The 22289-nt window shown below is 48.9% G+C and carries 20 protein-coding genes; 9 read left to right on the forward strand and 11 right to left on the reverse strand.

Annotation, left to right across the window (positions count from 1 at the left end):
- Position 1 precedes the first annotated feature (1 nt).
- The 3 genes from EHO61_RS14725 to EHO61_RS14735 are packed head-to-tail and all read left to right on the forward strand — an operon-like array spanning position 2 to position 3004.
- Positions 2 to 1516, forward strand: coding sequence for a FecR domain-containing protein (locus EHO61_RS14725; protein ID WP_135814328.1), 1515 nt, complete (start codon positions 2 to 4; stop codon positions 1514 to 1516).
- A gap of 9 nt (positions 1517 to 1525) precedes the next feature.
- Positions 1526 to 2359, forward strand: a complete 834-nt coding sequence (locus EHO61_RS14730; protein WP_135814329.1) for a fibronectin type III domain-containing protein — start codon at positions 1526 to 1528, stop codon at positions 2357 to 2359.
- A gap of 9 nt (positions 2360 to 2368) precedes the next feature.
- The gene (locus EHO61_RS14735) at positions 2369 to 3004 is read left to right on the forward strand and encodes a DUF1554 domain-containing protein (protein ID WP_135814330.1); all 636 of its coding nucleotides are present in this window, start codon (positions 2369 to 2371) and stop codon (positions 3002 to 3004) included.
- Here EHO61_RS14735 and EHO61_RS14740 read toward each other — a convergent pair.
- From EHO61_RS14740 to EHO61_RS14755, 4 genes are all read right to left on the reverse strand, one after another.
- The gene (locus tag EHO61_RS14740; protein ID WP_135769159.1) at positions 3001 to 3675 is read right to left on the reverse strand and encodes a response regulator; all 675 of its coding nucleotides are present in this window, start codon (positions 3673 to 3675) and stop codon (positions 3001 to 3003) included. The genes EHO61_RS14735 and EHO61_RS14740 overlap by 4 nt on opposite strands.
- Complete coding sequence (locus EHO61_RS14745) at positions 3672 to 4721, reverse strand: sensor histidine kinase (RefSeq protein ID WP_342776072.1); 1050 nt, start codon at positions 4719 to 4721, stop codon at positions 3672 to 3674. Before EHO61_RS14745 ends, EHO61_RS14740 begins: the two co-directional genes overlap by 4 nt.
- 111 nt (positions 4722 to 4832) lie before the next feature.
- Entirely contained in the window at positions 4833 to 6134 is a 1302-nt protein-coding gene (locus tag EHO61_RS14750) for an LruC domain-containing protein (RefSeq protein WP_135814332.1), read from the reverse strand.
- Between the two features lie 190 nt (positions 6135 to 6324).
- Positions 6325 to 7848, reverse strand: coding sequence for an HDOD domain-containing protein (locus EHO61_RS14755; protein WP_135814333.1), 1524 nt, complete (start codon positions 7846 to 7848; stop codon positions 6325 to 6327).
- A gap of 387 nt (positions 7849 to 8235) precedes the next feature.
- Here EHO61_RS14755 and EHO61_RS14760 point away from each other — a divergent pair, with 387 nt between their 5' ends.
- Positions 8236 to 9717, forward strand: coding sequence for an aldehyde dehydrogenase family protein (locus tag EHO61_RS14760; RefSeq protein WP_135814334.1), 1482 nt, complete (start codon positions 8236 to 8238; stop codon positions 9715 to 9717).
- A 92-nt stretch (positions 9718 to 9809) separates the two neighbouring features.
- On the opposite strand, the gene tpx is transcribed toward EHO61_RS14760, so the two are convergent.
- Positions 9810 to 10325 carry a thiol peroxidase gene (tpx, locus tag EHO61_RS14765; protein ID WP_135814335.1) on the reverse strand — a complete coding sequence of 172 codons (516 nt, stop codon included), beginning with the start codon at positions 10323 to 10325 and terminating at the stop codon, positions 9810 to 9812.
- 351 nt (positions 10326 to 10676) lie between these two features.
- On the opposite strand from tpx, the gene ilvB reads away from it, so the two are divergent.
- From ilvB to EHO61_RS14780, 3 genes are all read left to right on the forward strand, one after another.
- A complete protein-coding gene (ilvB, locus tag EHO61_RS14770) occupies positions 10677 to 12410 on the forward strand; it encodes a biosynthetic-type acetolactate synthase large subunit (protein ID WP_135814336.1) in 1734 nt (577 codons plus the stop codon).
- A 167-nt stretch (positions 12411 to 12577) separates the two neighbouring features.
- Positions 12578 to 14005, forward strand: a complete 1428-nt coding sequence (locus EHO61_RS14775; RefSeq protein WP_135814337.1) for an anthranilate synthase component I family protein — start codon at positions 12578 to 12580, stop codon at positions 14003 to 14005.
- Positions 14002 to 14598 carry an anthranilate synthase component II gene (locus EHO61_RS14780; RefSeq protein WP_135814338.1) on the forward strand — a complete coding sequence of 199 codons (597 nt, stop codon included), beginning with the start codon at positions 14002 to 14004 and terminating at the stop codon, positions 14596 to 14598. Before EHO61_RS14775 ends, EHO61_RS14780 begins: the two co-directional genes overlap by 4 nt.
- 27 nt (positions 14599 to 14625) lie before the next feature.
- On the opposite strand, the gene EHO61_RS14785 is transcribed toward EHO61_RS14780, so the two are convergent.
- On the reverse strand, positions 14626 to 16335 hold the full coding sequence (locus tag EHO61_RS14785) for a response regulator (RefSeq protein WP_135814339.1): 1710 nt from the start codon (positions 16333 to 16335) through the stop codon (positions 14626 to 14628).
- Positions 16336 to 16472: 137 nt separating this feature from the next.
- Between EHO61_RS14785 and EHO61_RS14790 the strand changes: the two genes are divergently transcribed.
- On the forward strand, positions 16473 to 17342 hold the full coding sequence (locus EHO61_RS14790) for a pirin family protein (protein ID WP_135814340.1): 870 nt from the start codon (positions 16473 to 16475) through the stop codon (positions 17340 to 17342).
- A 20-nt stretch (positions 17343 to 17362) separates the two neighbouring features.
- Positions 17363 to 18613: a BaiN/RdsA family NAD(P)/FAD-dependent oxidoreductase gene (locus EHO61_RS14795; RefSeq protein ID WP_135814341.1), complete on the forward strand. Its 1251-nt coding sequence runs from the start codon at positions 17363 to 17365 to the stop codon at positions 18611 to 18613.
- On the opposite strand, the gene EHO61_RS14800 is transcribed toward EHO61_RS14795, so the two are convergent.
- From EHO61_RS14800 to EHO61_RS14820, 5 genes are all read right to left on the reverse strand, one after another.
- The gene (locus tag EHO61_RS14800; RefSeq protein ID WP_135814342.1) at positions 18610 to 18975 is read right to left on the reverse strand and encodes a VOC family protein; all 366 of its coding nucleotides are present in this window, start codon (positions 18973 to 18975) and stop codon (positions 18610 to 18612) included. The two genes, EHO61_RS14795 and EHO61_RS14800, sit on opposite strands and share 4 nt — an antisense overlap.
- A complete protein-coding gene (locus EHO61_RS14805; RefSeq protein ID WP_135814343.1) occupies positions 18972 to 19256 on the reverse strand; it encodes a GNAT family N-acetyltransferase in 285 nt (94 codons plus the stop codon). Before EHO61_RS14805 ends, EHO61_RS14800 begins: the two co-directional genes overlap by 4 nt.
- Positions 19257 to 19325: 69 nt before the next feature.
- Positions 19326 to 20711, reverse strand: coding sequence for a sensor histidine kinase (locus EHO61_RS14810; protein WP_246032158.1), 1386 nt, complete (start codon positions 20709 to 20711; stop codon positions 19326 to 19328).
- 164 nt (positions 20712 to 20875) lie between these two features.
- Positions 20876 to 21325: a MarR family winged helix-turn-helix transcriptional regulator gene (locus EHO61_RS14815; RefSeq protein ID WP_135814344.1), complete on the reverse strand. Its 450-nt coding sequence runs from the start codon at positions 21323 to 21325 to the stop codon at positions 20876 to 20878.
- A 92-nt stretch (positions 21326 to 21417) separates the two neighbouring features.
- A complete protein-coding gene (locus tag EHO61_RS14820) occupies positions 21418 to 22239 on the reverse strand; it encodes an aldo/keto reductase (RefSeq protein WP_135814345.1) in 822 nt (273 codons plus the stop codon).
- Positions 22240 to 22289 lie beyond the last annotated feature (50 nt).

The following is a 22289-nucleotide window of genomic DNA, read 5'->3' on the forward strand; positions in this document are numbered from 1 at the left end:
GATGGTTTCTTGGAGATCCTATGTCCGCGAAATCCAGGTCGGTGTCCTTTGCATCTTCGTTTTTACCGGTTCGTTGTTCTTGCTGTACCGCGAATCCAAGATTCGGAGCGGTTCACAAAAGGAGGCCTTGGGGAACGTATCCTTTCGTTATAGGACGGCGCAACGGAAATTTCCCGACCGAATGCTATGGGAGGATCTGGACCAAGGAATGTCCGTATTCGATAGGGATTCCGTCCGAACGGACGAGGCTTCCGAAGCCGTAGTGTTTCTGAATTCGGGTACTCAGATCGAACTGGACCCCCAATCCATGGTGGTATTGCAGTTAAAGGAAAATCGGGAGACCCTCGAATTGGGGGAAGGCACGCTGTTCATCCAAAGTAGAAAAATCCTCTCCGTAGTTTCGGGAAAAGAGGATTTCGAAGCCAAAGCGGATTCCGAATTTCAGATCAGTAAATCGCCGGATGGATTTTCCTTGAATGTAAGAAAAGGAGAAGTCGCTTGGAGAGAGGGGGGAGTTTCCAAAACCACCGTTTCCGAGGGAGAGGAGGCGTTGAACGGATCCAAGACGAATAAGAATTGGATCCTCTCATTACCGGAGGAATCCTATCGCTTCTTTCCGCAGGAAAACGAGCAATCCGTAGAATTCCGTTGGGACGGAGGGACCGACGGGGTATGGGAACTTTCTTCCACCCGGGATTTTCACAAAACGCTGGAATCGGTTCCCGTTTCCGATAAAATCTATCGTCGTAAGTTTCGGGAAGGGATTTATTTTTGGAGGATCCGTTCTGGCGACAGTCAGCGGACTTCCGAAGTTCGCAAGTTCCGAGTCGTTTCCAATCCTCCTCCGGAACTTTCCTATCCGAAGAAGGAAAGTATGCAGGAGGATCGGACGGTATCCTTTACTTGGGTGAAGCAGAAAATCGCCAGCGCTTACAAACTCCAAATTTCCAAGGAATCGAATTTTTCGGATGCGCTGGAATCCCAGGTATTTCGGACGAATTTCTCCCTGACTCTGGAACCAGGCACATACTATTGGAGAGTGGTTTCTTATACGAACCTACCGGGTACGGATGCGTTTTCGGAAGTGCGTAGATTTTCCGTAGTCGGACCTGTGGAACCCAAATCCGCAAAGTCGGTCGAGATTTCGGAGGTCCGGCCCAAAGTGCTGGAGGCGGATTCCGTCTCCCTCGAATTTCCTAAAAACGGTTCCGTGGTGGACATGACAGGAAGGGAAAGTCTTCTTTTCCGATGGAAGAGCAAGGATTCGGCAAAACATCCGGAATGGAAATTTCGTCTATATGTACGCAAGTCCGGGAAAGAAGAATTGGTTTATGAGCGAAGCGTAAAAGGGGACCGTTTTTCCTTCCGCGATCTAGAAAAATTGGATATCGGAACCTTTTTCTGGTCCGTGCGATCCGAAAGCGATCCTACCTTCGGATCGGAAGCGGAATTTAAAATACAACTCCGCGAAAATTTGGAAGCTCCGGAAACCAAAGCAAGCGGCGCCCGTCCTTAAAGAGAACGAATGCAAAGTCCGGCCGTCAAATCGATTCTTCGAAGCCATCTGAAAGTATTTCAGTATATTCTAATATTTATCGTTCCTTTTTTCGGAGTTTTTGCGGAAGGTCGGAGTTTTATTTATTACATAGAATGGAAGGAAGTGAAAGGAAGTCGGGGATACATCGTGGAAGTCCGAGGCGCCGCACCTCCGCAAACCACGATTCTCGAAAAGAAAGTCCAGGAAAACGAGATCGAATTCAGATTGGAATCCGGATCCTACGAGTATAGGATAGCCGCTTTGAATCGTTTCGGAAAACCCTCCGCTTTTACTCCCTGGACGGGATTTAAAGTGGAACAGGATAGACCTAAGGAGATCGCTTTGGCGGAAAAAGAAGCGGCTTCCAAGCCCAAGGTTTCCTCTCGGGTCTTCATACCGGGATGGGGGTTTTACCGAAACGGGGAGAAGTTGAAAGCGATGTCCGTCTGGGGAGGGTTAGCGGCACTGGCATTCCTAGGAAACGCGGAAAGAGAAGCCGGAAATCGCCTTGCTTCCGACCCGAAAAACGATCCGAAGATCATCGGCATACTGGGAATGCAGGCTTCTCCGTTAGTCGCAACGTATCTTTGGGAGGAAAGGTCCCATCACAAATCCCAATACGATATGCACCAGAGAAACCAATTCGTTTTAGGAGGATTGGCACTCGTGACGGTGAGCTTTTCCCTTTGGTTCGAAAACCGCCTTCCTCCGAATCAGACGGTAACCCTAAAAGTCCGACCCGATACTCCTTTCGCGTTAACCTCCGTCGTAAGAGAAGGAATTGCAACCAAATGGGAGTTAGATTATACTTGGAGGTTCTAAAGTAGTCCCATGAACGGAATCGGAAAAACTTTCGCAAAACTTCGTCTTTTCATTTTAGCATGCGCTATTACAAGTGCGTTTACCTTCTGCTCCAAACCGTTTCCGGAGGGGGAATCCTATTTGCTCTTAAGTTTGTTGCAGAGCGGTTCCTCGAATCCCCAGCTTTCCTACAAGTACGTATTCGTGACCTCTTCCACATCGCTCGGGAGTTTGGGCGGAGTCGCCGGAGCGGATTCGATTTGCTCAACGGCCAAGAGCGCTAGCGCTGCGAGTCTGCCCGGTTTGGGTTCGGAATACAATGCTCTCTTGGTGGGAACGGGGAGGGTTGCCGGAGGGGCAGGGTGGCCCTTAAAGTCCTCGACAACCTATTATCTGAATTATCCGAATCCTAGTCCCGTTTTTACCACCACTGCCGGCGCTCTTCCTGGCATTCCGTTGGCTCAGGCATTGCCAGGATCCACCGCATATTGGACGGGGCTTTCCGCAACGTGGACTACGGGAAGCACTTGCCTGAACTGGACGGACGGAACGTTTGCGAACACGGGCGATTACGGAAGCCCGGGGGTGACGAGTATGAATGCGTTTAACAATACGTTCGCAAACAACTGCAACACTGCCCAGGCTTTGCTCTGCGTGAGGCTTTAGCTCTCCACGATTCCGGCCCGGATGGCGTAAACCACGAGGTCCGCGACCTTGTGCAGGTCCAATTTTTTCATGATGTTTGCCCGGTGAACTTTGACTGTGGCCGGGGAAATATGCAGTAACTTGCCGATTTTTTCGTTGGAGTTCCCTTCCGAAATCAGTTTTAGGATTTGGCGTTCCCGGTCCGAAAGTACGGAGAATATGGAAGGTCCTTCCTCCGATTGTTCCCCGCTTTTCTTTTTGTTCAATCCGGAGATTACTCTAGTCGCGATCCTAGGGCTGAGATAGGTCTCTTTGCGTCTTACCGCGTCGATGGCTCTTAGGAGGTCCTCGCCGGCGTCGTCTTTTAAGACGTAACCGTTGATGCCCAGGTCGACCAATTTTTGGATGTATTCCTCGTTATCGTGCCTGGAGAGAATGATGACTTGAATTTTGGGATAATAGCGCTTGATTCCTTTTACGAGATCTATCCCGCTCACCCCGGGCATGGAAATGTCCGTAATCACGATATCGGGTTCCAGTTTTCCGATCTCGTCTAACGCCTGTTCTGCGCTTCCGTTTTCGCCGACGATCTCCAGATCCGCCTGTCCGGAAACGATCAGACGGAGCCCTTCCCGGAGTATCGCGTGATCGTCCACGAGATAAAGTCTGCAAGTGGATGGTTGAGAGTTCATATTTTCTCCTTTGAACGTTGCTTTAGAGGAATTCGAAGCACATAAGTCGTACCTATACCGGGTGCCGACTCCAGAAACAAGGTTCCGTTCAGATCTTCCACCCTGCGTCGGATATTCTCCAGTCCGAAACCTGTCGGTTTGATACGAGCCTCTTTCTCCCGGAAACCTTTTCCGTTGTCCTTCGTCGTGACCACCAGAGTATTCTTATCGGATACGATACGGAGTTCCACCTTATCGGCCTGGGCGTGCTTTAAAATATTCGCGCAGATTTCCTGCAATATCCTGAATATCTGGTTTTGAACGATTTGCGGAATCTTTTCCGGTACTTTGAATTCGGTCTTTACTTTAATTTTCTGAAGAGGAAAGATTCCGGTGGTCAAGGAAGTCAGAGCCGCCTCCAAACCCAATTCTTTTAACGCCGACGGTTGCAGGTTGGTATAAATTTCCCTCAATTCCTGACTTGCCCTGTCGATCAGGCTCAAACCGGATTTGAAGGAGTCGGCATGGTCCTTTGCGGATTTTTGGTACGCTTGAAAATGAAGTTTGGCGGCGAGGATCAATTGTCCTACTCCGTCGTGAAGTTCCCTGGCCAATCGAGATCGTTCCTCTTCCTGGGAGGCGAGAACCTTCGTATGCAGATTGGCGACTTTCTTTTGCAGTTTCTTGTTCTGGCTGATGTCCTTCAGGATCATCCCTATGCTATTGCCGAACGGAAACGCCGTATAACCGTAGAATTTATTCCCCTTTCGAAACTCCTGGTTCTGCAATTTGGTATGCCTGGATTTGTTCAGGTTTTCCTTCAGATTCTCTTCTTCTTTGGAATCCAGCTTCAGGATGGAAAATAGATCGGCGCCTATCATCACGGGTCGAATGCGGAATTCCTTTTGGAACGATGCGTTCGCAAAACGTACGGTATTATGTTTATCCAAGGCGACGATAGGGGAGATTTCTTCCACTAGAGAAAGAAAGTATACTAAAGCCTGCTCTGTGTCCGGATCTATGGAGAGACGCTTTAGATCTTTGGGTTTGAGGAGTCCCTTCGTCACGTAGATCACGTTAAAGCTACTCCGATCCGTGGGAAAGGAAAAAAAATCCCTCCCCCCGGCCGAAATGAGGGAAGGGGCGAAGGATGCTTAATACTCTTTTAGGAGTCCTTTTTATTGGGGAACAGGATACACTTCCGATGTGTTCGGAGTTCTGTACCAGTCCAGATCGGCGGTACCCAAAGATTGGTACCATGGTTGGAATTGCGGATAGGAAATCCTGATATTTACGGTTTCGTAGGGCCATTTGAAATTGCCCGGAACGAGCAGAAACCATGGGAATCCTGTCCCATCCCTATACAAATCGGCACCGTTCGCGTCGAAATATTTTCCCGCAGCATGAATTTCCTTATTCGTATTGATTACATGCAGATAGGTATCGAAAGGCGGCGCCCCCAAGTCCGTTGTGGAAATCGGAGAAGTCAAAATCACTTCCAAATTGGCGGTCTTTCCGATTTGGAACGTGTCGGTTTTTCTGGAATTCCAGGAGGGTATGGTGGTGGAACTGTTTCCCAATAGCTGCAAATTCGTCAGAGTCGGTCCGGTTCCGGTCAACGTCTGTTCCACTGTAGTGCCGTCGTAGCCGAGCTGAGTCAGGGTATAAGAGCCGACGTTTGCCGCAGTAGGTAGACCGAAATGAAGCGTATGGCTATAACTCGCGCCTTTAGCCACATGCGTAAAATATCCGCGCACTCTGGCGACTCCACCGTGCGCGTTCAGGTCCTCTTCAAAATGGGCTCGGACCACATAATCGTTGAAATCCGAATCCCCTTCTTTTGGAAACAAATCCTCGAAAGCGATCGAATAGTAGTTTTCGGCGGGAATTCGCACGATAAAAGCACGTGTCGGGTCGGTGGGATAAGCGTCATTCACGTCGGGTACGCCGTCTCCATCGGTATCTATCAATAAGGTTTCCACCGCGGTAAAGGAAATGGAAATCCTGCGATCTATGACGGACACCTGGGCGATATTGATATCCACATCGTAAAATTTTCCGTAAGCCTGCACCTGCATGTGAACCGTTTTCGTGTCCCCATCCACGGTAAAACTCCCCGTAACTTGTCCGCTTGTATTCGTGTACGCAGTAAACACGGATCGATAATTCGCCGCACCGGGAGTAGCGGAAGGAATCGTGAGCTGTACTAGACTTCCGTTGACCGGCGCTACCGGGTCTATCACTTGAACGTTAACGTTCAAAGTTCGAGTCGTGTCGAATGCGAAATCGACGGGAGCGGAGGTATCCTGGACCGACACATTGAAATCGGTCGTACCGGTAGGTGCCGGAGCTGGAGTTCCGCCTTGCGCAAGACTTGCAAGCCAAGCGTAATTCGGATCCTGAGAAGAAGTACATCCCGCGAGAGATAGAATCCCCGAAAGCAACCAGACGAGGGCAGATGTATTTTTGAAGTCGGCCATTGAATGAAATCCCAAAACGACTTCATTATCGTTATTGGAGTGCGGACTGACAATATGCCAGAAGGTATAATTTTCCGATTCTTTCGGACCAAGACGAATCCGAATTCTCTCTCACATAAGTGCCGACTTAATGGCACCGATTGGAAATATTTTATAGATTAGAATATCTCTAAGGGATCCGTCGTACGATTTATGACGACGCTTCAAAACTTTCCAAGGACTTGGTTCGGAAGGAATGGAAGTCTCCCGACGTAAAGAATTTACAGAACTTAAGGACTTCTTCCGGGATTTCGGAATACTTTGCCTCTTCGTTATTGATCTTGATCATCGTGTCCGCGAGATAAATCGGGAATATGATTTCTTTGTACTGTTCATCCACCAACAAAGGACGGTGGTGGTATTCCATGGTCTTGGAATACAATTCGGGGAAATTCCATTTTTCGGCGATCAAGGCGCCGATCTTCGTGTGGGTGATTCCGAAGGCGGCTTCCTCCAACGAAATCGCCGATGCGATCTCTTTGGATGCGGAATAGTTCTGGATTTTACTCATCTTTCCTGATTCGAGGGAAAGCAGAATGATCTCTCCGATATCGTGCAGCAATGCGGCCGACATCAGATTGCTGACCGTGTCTTTCTGCATGCCCATACGTTGCGCAATTAATTTACAGTAATAAGCGCATTGGTTGGATTTCTCCCAGATAGCGAGGAAAGCGGGAAATTTCTCCTCCAGAATCTGTTTCGTTCCCAAGGAATACAGGAGCGCCTGCAATTCCTTCAGGCCGATCAACTGGATGGCTCTATCCAAGGACTCCACCTTTCCACCTCTACGGAAGGCGGCGGAATTTGCGAGCTTGAGTATGTTTGCCGAAAGCGCCACGTCCCTCTTAATCATCTCCGCAATTTGAGCGATGCTGGAATTCGGCTTATCGATCGTGGTTTGGATGTCTTGGATCGCCTTCGGAAATGTCGGAAGTTGGTCCACTTGTCCGATGATTTCTTCCGTTTTTTGGAGCTGGATGTTTTCCTTTTGGATCCGGATCGGAATATCTATGATTACGGAAGTATTGTTGCCCTGACTTTCCACACGATACGAACTGCCGCCCAATCCGTCGTTCTTCAACATCATGAGGGTCATGATCAAACCCAATCCTGCTCCCTCAGTCTCGTCCCCCTTTTCCATAAAAGCTTCCGCGAGATCGTTATAAGACTTCGCCTTTTCTATCCTTTGGTTGATCCTGTCCACCTCTTCGGGGCTCAATTTCACGTTGTTCATAACGCGGATACGGATGGCGTCTTTGTTATGGATGAAGGAAACCAACACCACATAGTTGTTTTTGAAGAGTAGGTCCTCGTACTTTTCCTTGTTGTCCAGATAGGATTTTTTGAATCCGGTAATTTTATTTTTGTAAACCAGCGGATTTTGGATGTCCGCTTGTAGTTCGCGGAAGTAGATTCTTTTGACGTTCGCTTTGATCGTATTCGTGACGGTCTCCTTTAGGGCCGCCAACACGGAGTCCCGTACATATATGATGTCCAGGTGCAATAGGTATCTGTCCAAGGTGCGGGAAAGAACGTTATTTACGTTTTCTGTTAAATTGTGGAACTTAAAATGAAACGGAAGATTTTCCTCGATCGGCTGATTTAAATCCTTGAGATTGCTGAAGATGCCGTAATCGGTGTGATGAAATAATTCTAGGGTTTTTCCCTGGCTCATATATTATAACTCTGGAAAACGGTTTCGTTCTTTGTCAAGATTTAGCGTCACGGATTATGTTAAAAGTAATTCGTTGCTAAGCGAATTATACGAAGAAAATACTCGTATTCCACGGGTTTTGAGACAAAATATTAGTGCCTTGCACAAGAAAATTCCGATTCCTCATTTCCCTTTGCCTTCGGGGAATCTCCGACCTGAATTTAGGACATTTTTTTCAGAAACCATATCGAACGATGTTTGGTATGTGGAATCTTCTGATTTTTCCTTACGGAATGATCATTCAATAAAAAGGTTGCTTCTTCTTCCGGAATTTGGTTCTATAATACCCTGGTCCCTCGACTCGTACCCAAAATAGACGGGACCACCCTGACCCAAGGAGCGCTTTTCATGTCGACCACAGCAACCCGCCCAGCCACTGCGCCGCCGGTAACCGGTACCGCATCGTTTCCCACCTCCGATCCGAAGGAAATGGAAAGAATTTTCCAACTTCAAAAGAAGCATTTTCACCAGGTTCTGAAGCTGACCAAGCCGAAGGACAGAATCCAAAGGCTGAAGAAGTTGAAGGCTTCCGTGGAAAGATTGACTCCGGAAATCAAAGAAGCCCTGCAGAAGGATTTCCGAAAAGCTCCGCACGAGACGGACCTTACGGAAATTATGCCCACCATCGGCGAGTTGAATGATGCGATCCGAAACGTAAAAACTTGGATGAGACCGATTCGTGTAAAAACTCCCGTATCCCTTTTCGGAGCCACTAGCAAAGTGATCTATGAGCCGAAAGGAGTGACCTTGGTCATCTCTCCTTGGAATTATCCTTTTTATTTGGCTCTCGCTCCCTTGGTAGCGGCCATTGCGGCCGGAAACACGGCGATCCTAAAACCTTCCGAATTCACTCCTGAAACCTCTAAAGTGCTGGTAAGGCTCGTAAAGGAAACCTTTCCTGAAACCGAAGTTGCGGTTTTCGAAGGTGACCACACCGTTTCTACCGCTCTGATGGATCTCCCTTTCGATCATATCTTCTTTACGGGTAGTACTCACGTGGGTAAGATCGTGATGGCTGCGGCCGCAAAACACCTTTCCACCGTCACCTTAGAACTCGGCGGCAAATCTCCGGCGATCATCGTGCCGGGAGCGGATTTAAAGAAAGCCGCCAAGAAACTCATGTGGGGAAAGATCATGAACGCCGGGCAGACTTGCGTTGCACCGGATTATCTTCTTCTTCCGGAAGGTAAGGCGGACGAATTCGTAAAATATGCGAAGGAGATCGTCTCGGATTTTTACGGCAAGGGCGAAGATTCCATCAAACAGAACCAGGACTATTGCCGCCTAGTGAACCAACGGAATTTCCAAAGGGTATCCGGATACATTCATGAAGCGGTGGAAAAAGGGGCGAAATTGGCCATGGGAGGAGAAACGGATTCCGCTCAGAATTATATTTCTCCGACCTTGCTCACGGATGTTCCCGAGAACTCCCGTATCATGGAGGACGAAATTTTCGGGCCGGTCATGCCAATCCTCACATACAAGACTTTGGACGACGCTATCGGAAAAGTGATTTCCAGGCCGAAGCCCTTGGCTCTGTACGTATTCGGAAAAAATAATAAAGCGATTTCCAAAGTGCTCAAGGAGACCTCTTCCGGGGGAGCTGCGATCAACGAAGTGATCGTTCACCTCGTCAATCCGCACCTTCCTTTCGGCGGAATCAACCATTCGGGACACGGGAGTTATCACGGATGGTGGGGATTTAAGACGTTCTCCCACGAGAAGTCCGTATTCAAACAGGCTCCTCTCGCTTCCATAGAAATGCTCTATCCGCCCTATACCGGCTTCGTGGATAGAATGATCCAGCTCACCAAAAAATTCTTCGTTTAAGCGGAAACGTTCATCGAAGAAACGGCCCCCTTCCGGAAACGGAAGGCGGGCTTTTTTATTTTCCGTACGCTAAGGGCGACGGGAAAGGGAATTTACAGTAGCTTCTTAGCTTCCGAAATTGCCGCCTCATAATTGGGTTCGCTTGCTATTTCGGGAACCAATTCCGCATAACGGACAGTGTCGTTCTGATCCACTACGAAGACTGCCCGGGCCGAAAGACCTTTCAGGCCGCCGTCGGCGATATGCGTCCCGTAGGCCTTAGAAAAGGAAAAGTCTCGGAATTGGGAAAGAGTGACCAAATTCGGGGATTCGATTCCCTCCGTAGTGCAGAATCGATTCATCGCAAAGGGAAGATCTCCCGAAACGACGACCGTAACGATCCCGTCCATTTTTGCAGCCCTTTCGTGGAACTTTTTCGTTTCCAGAGCGCAGACGGAAGTATCGAGGCTAGGAACGCCTACCAGGATTTTCACTTTTTTGCCGAAATCCTTGAGGCTTTTCGGACTTAAGTCCTTTCCGATTCCGACGAAATCCGGAGCCTTATCTCCTACCTTTGCCAAAGATCCTTCCAGCGGGACCGGGTTTCCTTTCAGTGTGACGTTTGCCATAAGTTTTTTCCTTAGCTGATTAGACTTCGGTACTCGGGAAGAAGTGCCGGTGTCTGAGGACATATTTTAAATAGTAAGGTTCTTGCAGCAAAAAGTTCTTGCATTTTTAGAATCAATTGATTGGAATAGGTCCAGGTCGAAAGTACGACCATATCAACGAAAGATGATGAACTTCGGACAACAGTCTAGCTTAACCCTTTGGGTGGTCCTCTGGACGGTGGTAGTGGAAATGCTACCAGGGCAGGGCTTTACGCCGTAGGGATCCATTCGCAAGCAGTAATCTTCGAAAAAGCCCCCCTCGGCTAAAGCCCTGGGGGGCTTTTTTATTTTATTCCAGGATTTGAGGACACGATGAAAACAAGGACGACCGAAACGAAACGAGAAGAATTCAGAACCTCCGACCGACCTGCGAACGGTGCAGAACTGCTCGTCCGCTTTCTATTACACAAAAACGTAAAGCGTGTGGTCGGGATTCCGGGAGGGGCCAATCTTCCGATTTACGACGCGCTGTACGAGAGCGGAATCGAACACGTATTGGCTAGGCACGAGCAAGGAGCCGGCTTTGTCGCGTTAGGGAGCGCAAGAATCACAGGAAAAGCCGCGGTATGCATCGCTTCCTCGGGGCCGGGAGTCACGAATTTGTTGACTGCCGTAGCGGATGCCAAATGCGATTCGGTTCCTTTGATTGCGATCACGGGGCAGGTCCCTCAGTCTTTGATGGGAACCGACGCCTTTCAGGAAATAGATACGTACTCCTTGTCCAAGCCTATCACCAAAAAGACCTATCTGGTGCGTTCCACGAGCGAACTGGCTCTAGTTTTGGACGAAGCGTTTCGTATCGCGGAACACGGGAGGCCCGGACCGGTTTGGATCGATATTCCCAAAGACGTACAGCTTTCCACGTTTCACGGAGACTGGACGGAAACCGAGGAACTATGGAATTCCCGTAGAGAACCCGAGAGTCCGAGGCTTTCGTCCGCTTCGGAGGAGAAATTCGAATCCTTTTGTCGCTTATTGGAGAATGCGAAACGACCTATTCTGTACGCGGGCGGAGGTGTAAGACTTTCGGGAGCCGAAGACCTCTTGGGCAGATTTGCGGAAAGGCAGGACATTCCTGTCGCTACAACTCTTATGGGGATGGATTGCTTTCCTCGAAAACACCGTCTTTCTTTAGGGATGCTGGGCATGCACGGGGCTCCGTATACGAACATCGCCCTGGAAGAGTCGGATCTGCTTTTGGCTTTCGGGGTGAGATTCGACGATCGCGCTACCGGAAAATTGGAAACTTTCTGTCCGAATGCGAAGGTGGTACATGTGGACATCGATCCTAGAGAGATCGGGAAATTAAGAGAACCGGATCTGTTCTTTTTGGAGGACCTTCGGAATTTCCTGGTGTCGGCGGCGGAATTGCCGGAGCGGAAACGGGATTCTTGGAATAGCTTGGTCGCTTCGTGGAAGAGACTCTTTCCTCTTCCTTCGTTCTCGAAGGGGTCCGGTTATTTGCCTGATGTCGTTTTGAAGACTTGTGCGGATGCATTGGGACCGACGGCCATACTGACGACGGACGTGGGACAGCACCAAATGTGGGCAGCTCAGTTTTATCCTTTCGAAAAGCCCAAGACTTGGATCACTTCGGGTGGGTTGGGCACTATGGGATTCGGTTTGCCTGCGGCCATCGGCGTCGCTTTGGAGTTTCCGGAACGCGATGTGCTCTGCATTTCCGGAGACGGATCCTTTTGGATGAACGTCCAGGAGCTGGATACTCTGGCAGGGACTGATCTGAACGTCAAAATTCTCGTTTTCGACAACAGACATCTCGGACTTGTTCGGCAACAGCAGGAACTTTTTTTCCAAGGAAGATTCTACGGGAGTTCCTACTCGGGACCGTCGAAATCCGCGAGAGTCGCCGAATCTCTGGGAATTCCGAGTTTGGATTTGGGGGAAGAGGGTCGTACCCTCTCCGATTTAGGTCGGTTCTTAAAGGAGCCGGGTCCGGGACTTGTCGTAGTTCCGATAGATCCGAAATTACACGTTCTGCCGATCGTTCCGGCGGGAAAAGGAAATCTGGAAATGGTGTTAGAATGAAAAATTTAGAATATCCTAAAATTAAAATATATCCCGTGAAATCTACCGAAGTCCCCTCTTTTCTTCCCTTTTATTGGCCCCTGTAGGGGCCTGATCTTTCTTTTTCTCCCCTTCGAAGTCGGATCGGGTCTTTTTAGCGACCCGAAATAAAAATCAAGGAGCAATTTATGCCTTTAGAATTATACGATTTAAGAAGCGAGGTGGAATCGTTATCTCCTCGCCCGTTCTTAAAACCATTTCCGTTAACCGAACACGAAACGATTCCGTTTTTCAGGAACCTGCTTGCAGAATCTTCCTGCGCCGTACTCTTGGAGAGTTTGGGGCCGGAGTCGGATAATTCCCGTTATACGTTCTTATCCGCTTTTCCGAAGCGGATCTTTACCGCACGGGGAAACAAGCTGGAGATGGACGGTAAGGTGTTAGCGGAAGGAAACCCGTACCAAGCTTTGTCGGAAATCCTTTCCCCGAGACGGAACTCGGAGGACAAAGGCGGATCTTTTTACAGATCCTTTATGGAGTGTACGGAGGCGGGAGGAGGAGGACTCTACGGTACTTTGTCCTATGAGAGCGTAAACGATATGGAGCCCGGGATCCGTTTGAAGGAGCACCCTCGGTTTCCCAAGTTTCAATTCGCTTGGATGGAAGACGGGATCCTGATCGATCGCAGAACGGGAAGGTCCAGTTATTTTCATTACGGTACCGACCGTTACTCTCTCTTCGAATCGATTTTCAAAAAAGGGAATTCGCCGGGATCCGCTTTGTCTCTAAAGGATTTAGGGGATTCCAGGACTCGGGAAGAACACCGTAAGATGGTCTCGGAAGCCATGTCGGAAATCCGTGCGGGAAATACGTTCCAGTGTCAGATCGGATTCAAACGTTCTTACGAGATCCAAGGAGAGGATCTTCGCTTATACGAGGCATTACGGACTTTGAACCCTTCTCCTTATATGTTTTATCTCTCTTTCGGAGATCGGTCCCTTCTCGGAGCTAGTCCCGAGTTATTGTTCCGATTGAAGGACGGCGTCGTGGAATCCTTTCCTCTCGCGGGGACGATCCGGAGAGGAAAGGACGAGGAGGAGGATAGGATTCTGGCGGAACGCATACTTTCGGATCCGAAAGAAATCGCGGAACACAATATGTTGGTGGATCTCCATCGGAACGACCTAGGTAGAATCGCGAAGTTCGGTACCGTAAAAGTAAGGAACTCCTTTTCCTTGAAGAGGTTCAGTCACGTGCAGCATCTGTCCACGGAGATTTCCGGGATTCTACGATCGGGGAGGGACGCTTTCGACGGTTTAGCTTCGTCGTTTCCTACGGGAACGTTAAGCGGCGCTCCGAAAGTGGAATCGATGCGGATCATAGATAGGATAGAAAACGATCCTCGGGGGCCTTACGGCGGTGCGGTGGGTCGATTCGGATTCGACGGAAACTGTTCTTTCTGCATTCCGATCCGAAGCTTCTTCCGTGTCGAAACCGAAGGGTTCCTGCGGGCTTCCAGCGGAATCGTATTCGATTCCGATGCGGACGACGAGTACGAGGAAATCAAACATAAAATGGGATCGGTTCTGAGTGCGATCCGGGAGGTGAGCCGATGAAGGTTCTGTTGATCGATCATTACGATTCTTTTACATACAATCTCTTTCAATTTTTGGGAGAAATTCTAGAGGAGGAATACGCTTCCAGATTCAAGCTCGACGTGTTCCGCCACGACGAAATCGGATTCTCCGAAATAGAATCCGCTAAGTACGACAGGATCGTTCTTTCACCCGGACCCGGGACTCCGGAAAATCACGAATATTTCGGAGTTTCTTCCTTCGTTCTCCGGGAATTGAGCGGAAGAGTTCCGATTTTAGGGGTCTGTTTGGGCATGCAAGGTATGGCCTTTATGGCCGGCGCTAAGATCGTCCCGGCTCGGCTTCCGATGCACGGAAAATTATCTGAGATCTTGCACGATGGCAAGGGGGTGTTTCACGGATTACCGGACGGATTGAACGTTATGCGTTATCATTCCCTAGTGGTGGATCCGGAGGGACTTTCGGAGGAATGGGTTCGGACCTCGTTTGCGGGAGACGAATTGATGGGCATACGCCACAAGACGAAACCTTCGGAAGGGATACAATTCCACCCGGAATCTTTCGCAACGGAAGGAGGGAAACGGATGATTTCGAATTTTCTTTTTAGGGATTGATTTCTTCCGAATAAGCGAACGTTACGATTACTTGGGAAGCGATAAATCCGCTTTACGTAGATACTCGCGGATTTTTTCCGCGAGTTCTTCGATTCGAAACGGTTTTCCCAGGTAATCGTCTATTCCCGCCTGAGCACATTCGACTCTGTCCTCCGGGCTATCGTGCGCGGTAACCGCTATGATCCAGGGAATTTTGCGGGACGACGGTTTCATCTTGAGGATTCTCGCCGTGTCGATTCCGCTGAGTTCCGGCATCTGGATGTCCAGTAGTAAGAGATCGATTTCCCATTTTTCCCAAAAAGCGAGTACTTCCAATCCGTTGGAGACGATCTCGCAGCTTAGACCCATGCGTTCGAGCATTCTCCGTATCAATTTCTGATTCACCGGATTGTCTTCCGCGACCAGGATACTGGTCGTGGAATAGCCGGAAAAATCCGTTATTTTCGAGACGGGTCCTTCGGCTCGGTTTCCCGAACGAGGGGGGAATGTTGCCTTCGGAAGATCGATTTCGAGGATGAATTCGCTTCCTTGCCATAAAACGCTTTTGGCTTCGATCTTCCAGCCTAGGGTATCGCAGATTTTTTTGCACAAGGCTAAACCCAACCCGGTTCCGCCGTACTTCCTGGAAATGGATGCGTCGATTTGGGAAAACGCTTCGAAGAGTCCCGGGATTCTTTTCTCCGCGATTCCGATTCCCGTATCGACGACCCCGATCCTTCCTTTCACGTTCTTTTCGGAGGCGACCACATCTTTAAGATAGAATTCGATCCGGCCTTGTTCCGTGAACTTCAACGCGTTGGAAAGAAGGTTGGAGAATACCTGCTGGATTCTACGGGGATCCGATCTTACGATCAATTCGGGAGTTTCCTGCGGAAGATTTAAAACGAACTTCAATCCGTTCTGCTTCGCTTCTTTTTCCGCCGGGATTGCGATCTCCCTGATTAAAGAAATCAGATCGAATTCCAACGAGCTCAAAACCAAGGTGCCGGATTCCGCTTTGCTGAAATCGATCGCGTCGTTTATCAAATGAATGAGGTGTTCTCCGCTTTCCTGGACGGAGTCCAGATATTCCGACTGCATGCGACTAATATCCGTTTGTCTGATCAGATCCACCATTCCCAGAATTCCGTGTACGGGAGTCCGGAACTCGTGATTCATATTCACGAAAAACTGTTCTCTTGCCTTTTGCAGATCCAAACTGACGGCTTGGGCTCGGATGAGTTCTCTCGAATTGGCCTCCAGTTCCATATACGCGATCACGGAATCGGCTAACGCTCGTAAGGCTTCTAATTGCCTAGGATCCAGATTTTTCGGTACGGTATCTATCACGCAGAGCGTCCCGATCACCGAACCGGACGGAGTCACCAGAGGAGCTCCCGCATAGAATCGAACGTAAGGCGGGCCGAGTACGGACGGATTTTTTTCGAATTTAGGATCCAGGGCCGCATCATTCACGATATAAATATCCGAGCCGAGTAATGCGAATTGGCAGAAAGAAGCTTCCCGCTCGGTTTCCTCCGTGTCCAATCCCACTCTAGACTTGAACCACTGCCTCTTTTCGTCGATCAGGGAAATCAAGGCGATGGGAGTGCCGCAGATCAAGGAAGCGGCCTTCGTGATTCCGTCGTATTTTTTTTCCGGCGGAGTATCTAGAATATCGTATTTTTTTAATTCCCGAAGTCGAGAAAGTTCGTTTGCAGGGAAAGGTGCGACGGAATAAGGGCGAGAGGAATCCATAAAAAGGTTTGGAATCGGAGAATATCCACAGATTCTGGGAGAGGCTGGGAAAAAAACAAGGGTTTTGCCCGGCCCTCCAAGTTTTTAAGACGGAAGTTTTTCCGGAAATAGTCCAATCAGTGTAGGTTCGGGGATCAATGGGATTTAGAAGAATTATCGGTACGAGAGTTGCGGAGAAAACGTTGGAAGGAGGAGGGTTTCCGGTCCGGCGTCCCTTCCCGGTACAGGGCTTCTCCTATTGGGATCCGTTTTTACTTTTGGACGAAATGGGCCCGGTGATTTATTCTCCTGGAGAAGCGATCGGAGCTCCCGATCATCCGCATAGAGGATTCGAAACGGTAACTTATCTTCTCTCCGGTGAAATGGAACATAAGGATTCCTGGGGACATGCCGGAAGATTAAGATCGGGAGGAATCCAATGGATGACCGCAGGTTCCGGTTTGGTACATTCCGAGATGCCTTCCCGAGAGTTTCAAAATTCGGGAGGACGCATGCACGGATTTCAAATCTGGGTCAACCTTCCTCAGGAGAAAAAACTCATTTCTCCCAGATACCAAGAAGTGGACTCCTCTCAGCTTCCCGTCGTGGAAAAAGACGGGGCTTGGGTAAAGGTCGTGGCGGGAGAATGCTGGGGAACTTCCGCGATCATACAGACACAGACTCCCATCGTATTTTTTCACGTGAAGTTATCTCCCGGATCTTGGGCGGAGATTCCGGTTCCGAAAGAATGTACTGCGCTCGCCTATCCTTTTGTCGGCGGGGGAACCGCCGTGGATGCGGAGGGAGAAATCGAAGTGGAAGAGGGCGAAACACTCTACTTCGGAGCGGAAGAAGGAGCGATCACCTTGCGGGCTCCCGAGGATTTCGAATGGGAGCTTTTAATTTTAGGAGGGGTTCCGTTGCAGGAACCCGTGGCAAGGTACGGTCCTTTCGTCATGAATACTCCCCAGGAAATCCAGCAGGCATTCGAAGATTATTCCGCCGGAAAAATGGGTGAGATTCTGTAACGGCTCGGAAGGTGGATCGATTGCCTAAAGAGGAAAAAGAAAAAAGCGTCGCAGTGATCGGAGGAGGGGCAGCCGGTTTTTTCGGGGCCATCCAGACCCGTAGGCTTTCCGGCGGAACCTACAAAGTGGTGCTTTTGGAAAAATCGCCTAACGTTCTGTCCAAGGTCCGCATTTCCGGAGGAGGAAGATGCAACGTTACCCATGCATGCTTCGACCCGGAGGAATTGTCCAAGCGTTATCCTAGAGGAGGACGGGAACTTAAGTACGCGTTCGAAAGTTTCCAGCCCAAGGATACGATCCGGTGGTTCGAAGAGCACGGAGTTCGGCTGAAGGCGGAAGCCGACGGGCGAATGTTCCCGGTAACGGACGATTCGAATACGATCGTGGAATGTCTTTTGCGGGAAGCCAAAGAATGCGGCGTTTCGATCCGCACCAAGGTTCCCGTGCTGGGTATTTTTCCTAGAAATGCGGAGGAAGAAGGCGGATTCACCGTGAAATGGGAAGGAGGCCAGCAGGATTTTCATCGGGTGCTCTTGGCCTCAGGTTCTTCCAGGAAGGTTTGGGATTGGGCAAAAAACATGGGGCACAGCATAGAGACTCCGGCCCCTTCCTTGTTTACGTTCGAGATCTCGGATCCGTTCATCGAAGGCCTTCAGGGCTTAAGCGTACCGGAAGCGGAGGTTTCCCTTCCCGATTTTAAATTGGAACAGTCCGGTCCGATTTTGGTTACCCATTGGGGTCTCAGCGGACCCGGCGTACTGAAATTGTCCGCTTGGGGAGCTAGAGAACTTGCCTCTTGCGAATATAAAACTTCTCTGCATGTGGATTGGATTCCAGGAGTAACTAGGGAAGAAATTCGCGAGAAATTTCGTTTCGCAAGAGAAAGGATTCCTTCTAAGAGACCCGCTGCGACACCCGAGTTCCGTTTACCCGCCAGGCTCTGGGAAAGAATCTGGGACGGATCGGAAGAAAAGCGCTGGTCGGAACTTTCCTCGAAACAACTCCGCGAAGCGGAAGATGCGTTGAAAAGAACCGTATTTCAGATTCAAGGAAAAGGAGTCTTTAAGGAGGAGTTCGTTACCTGCGGCGGAATCAAGCGAAAGGAAGTGGATTTCAAAACCATGGAGAGCCGCATCGTTCCCGGATTGCATTTTGCCGGCGAAATTTTGGACATAGACGGAATCACCGGAGGTTTCAATTTTCAAAACGCGTGGACGACTTCTTTTCTCGCCGCGAAGGGAATCACGCGGGACGTTTCCGCACGGTCTTAAACGTTTTTGGAATATTCTTCTTCCTTCCAGGAATTCGGATAGGAACTATAGCCCAGACGATTTCCATCCGGGTCGCGAAAATACACCGTAAATTCGGTACGGTCTTCGATCTTCGACTCCAATAGAGATTCCACTCTTTTGCGTATCTCAGGAGTTTCCGCGGAAAAAACCAACGCGTGAGGTCCGAGTTTCCTGTTTTCCCGCTCGATCATCAATCTCGTATGCCCTGCCAGAAACCAACTGGATCTCAATTTTCCGTCCGGATAAAAATGATCCTTTTCGAATCGAAGGTTCGGAAGTCGCTCGTAAAAATTCTTTAGCAGAACGGGGTCTTCCGTGGCTATCGCGATATGATGGATCAAGGGTGGGCGACCAAACCTGAGTATTCTTTCCCTTTCCGTTTTAAGAAACTTTCCACGTAAGAGCAGGAAGGAACGATTTTTTTCCCTTCGGCCTTGGCTGCTTCCAAGGCAGCTCTGGTCAATACTTCCGCCAAACCTTTTCCACGCAAATGAGCCGGAACGAAAGTATGAGTGAGATTCCAGATTTCCGAACCTATTTCGGAATATGATAAAAACGCTTCCCGGTCCTCTTCTGTCAGAGAGAATTTTCGGGAATTCGTGTCATGGGTCACTCTATTCATTGTTAGGACATTGTATCCGAAACGAATTCATTTTTTCGATTCCTTTTCTTTTTCGGAAACGCATTCCGCTCAGAATTTGGAAAAGATCAAGCGGACGGTAGTGCCTGCACAAGGTTCCAAAATCAATTTCGCCTTCAACTGACCGGCCAAGGATCGTATGATCATCAGACCCAAAGAGTCGTACTGCTCCCCGTCCTTGTTCGGCATTTTTCCCGTACTCAAAAAATGAAAGGCCGCTGAATCTTTCGGCAACCCGATTCCATCGTCCTTTACGCAGAGAGTCAATCCGTCTTCGGTCTCCTCGAGACGGACGAAGATCTTTCCCTTTCTTCCGTTCGGAAACGCGTGCTTCAATGCGTTGGAAATAAGTTCCGTCACGATCAGACCGCAAGGAATCGCTTTTTCCATCGGAATGGGAATATGATTCCATTCCGTTTCGAATTCGATCCTGTTTCCGGGAGGGGCTTGGGAAAGAATCAGATGATTTAGGAGGGATTCCAGATATTGATTCATCGCCACCGTGGAAAAATTTCCCTGTTGGTAAAGATGGTCGTGGATCAAGGCCATTGCCCGAATTCTATCCTGCGCTTTTTCCAACGCTTCCGCAGCCACACCGTCCTGGGCGTACATATTCTGTAGGTTGAGCATTCCGGAAACGATCTGAAGATTGTTTTTTACACGGTGATGGATCTCCTGCAAAAGAACCTCTTTTTCCTTCAGATTTTCCTCAAGCCTCGCTTCCATTTCCGCACGTCTCAAAATCTCCGATTCTAGATTCCGTTTGGAGCGGGAAATTTGGTAACGGCGTCTCTTTAGATATTCCAGAAAATGATTCTTTCTTTCTATGTTCTTTTGCAGTCCCAACATCAACACCGTTAAGGAAACGCATACGATCGCGTCGGCGACGATGAAATTGAAACCTACCACATACAATACTTCCACGGGCATACTCCATGCGAGCGGAAATCGACTCATCAGAATCGAGGTGATCACTATGGAAAAGAAATTTCCAAGCAAAGCCCAAAGACAAGGAACGATCCCGAATAGGATTCCGGTAAAAACCGGAAAGGGAAAGAGCCAGATCATTCCGCCTCCCGCCGGACCTAAAATGACGAGCAGGGAAGTCCCCAAAAAATAATTCAGTACGAGCACCCCGGAGGAGCGTAGGGAAAAGGGCAGTTTTTTTCCGAAGAACAGCACGAATACCAGGACCAATGCTAGAGTATCTATAATTGCGACCGAAAAGATCTTTTCTCGTAGGGCCAAGAGTACGCTAGGAAGGTAGGCCAAGGAGCCGAGTACGGTCATCGCTAAGATCAGGGAAGAAAGCACCAATTCCCGCCAAAACGGAAGCCCTTGGGAGATCGACCTATCCGGAAGAACGTAATCCGAAACTGCGTAACGAATTCTTCGGAAAAGTCCTGATCTCGAGCCCGGTACCATGTCCTGAATCATAGACTATCTCTAGATTTTAAAATAATCCTTTTTACGCTTCTCATTTCCGTTTTTATTCGGAACGCGTGTTTGTATTTGTGAAAAAAAGATTGGGCGTTTGTTAGAAAATAAAAAAAGAGGCCTTACGGCCTCCTGAATAGGTAGTAGTTATGCGTGCGCTTTTTTTACGCTTCTCGAATACCGACAGTTTTGCAGATATTTCCCAGTTGTTTTAAATCCTCGTCCGAAAGAGGAGACATCCATTCCTTGAGATGCTCCAAATAGGTCGGAAAGACTTTGCAGATCAGTTCCTTTCCCGATTCCGTTAGATTAACGATGAAATACCTTCTATCTTCCTCGCTACGAACCCTTTGCACCAATCCTCTTTTTTCGAGATTGTCTACGATCTGAGTGATGTTTCCTTCGCAGGAAAAGATCTTCTGACCGATCTCCTTTTGACACATGGGACCCAAATGGTGCAACGTTTCCAGGCAACCGAATTGTCCGCTCGTGAGACCGAATTGGTTTAGAATCTTATCTTCCATCGATCGGATCGAATCCGTACAACGGCCCAATTTGATGTACGCGTCCAGGATCTTTATTTCTCTCGGTTTTCCTTTGAAGTGACTTCCCATATAGTTTAAGAATGAACTATTGATAGTTAGACAGGAATTTTAAGAGTAAGTCAATCTTTTTTCCTGCAGTTGGGCTTCGGGCAGATGCGAATTTAAGCCCCGGTAGGATCCCAACAGGTACGAAAGTTTTCGTTCCATGTTTCCATTTCGGCGAGATCCTCCGAAGTAAGGGCAAAATCGAACACTTCCGAATTCTCACGAATCCTTTCCTTACGCACCGATTTCGGAATCACTACGAATCCCTTGTCGATTGCCCAGCGGATTAGGATCTGTGCGGGAGTCTTACGGTATTTTTCCGCGAGCCGAACCAACTTCGGGTCGGAAATTCTTTTTCCGTGAGCGAGGGGACTGTAGGCTTCCAAAACGATTCCGTGCTCCGAGCATTTTCGGGACAGTTCCGTCTGATTTAAAAACGGATGGAACTCCACCTGGTTGATTGCCGGAACGATTTCCGCGTGGGAGAGGATTTCCTCCAAGTGGGGGACGGTATAATTGCTGACGCCTATGGATTTTGCGAGTCCGTCCTTATATGCTTTCTCCAATTCCTTCCAGGCTTGCTTTCGCGTGCTTGCGATCGGGAAATGAATCAGATACAAATCCACATAATCCATTCCTAAATTTCGTAAAGAGAGTTCCAGATGTTTGCGAGCTTCCTTTTGATCTCCGTTCCAAAGTTTAGTGGTAATGAAAAGGTCTTTTCTGGGAATGGCGCTCTCTCGGACTGCTGTACCCACGTCTTCTTCGTTGCCGTAGATTCTCGCAGTGTCCACATGACGGATTCCCGCTTCGAAAGCCCAGTGAAGAGCATCTTTGCATTCCTTTCCTGATTTGGTTTTCCAAACACCTAGACCGAGTACGGGCATCGGAACGCCGTTGTTCAGTCGGATCGATTGCGTTAATGGAGAAGCATTCATAAGTAAGCATTAGACTCCGTCCCCGGATTCCGGCTTGCATTTTTCGTCGT

Source organism: Leptospira fluminis (genome assembly GCF_004771275.1).
Classification (GTDB): Bacteria; Spirochaetota; Leptospiria; order Leptospirales; family Leptospiraceae; genus Leptospira_B; species Leptospira_B fluminis.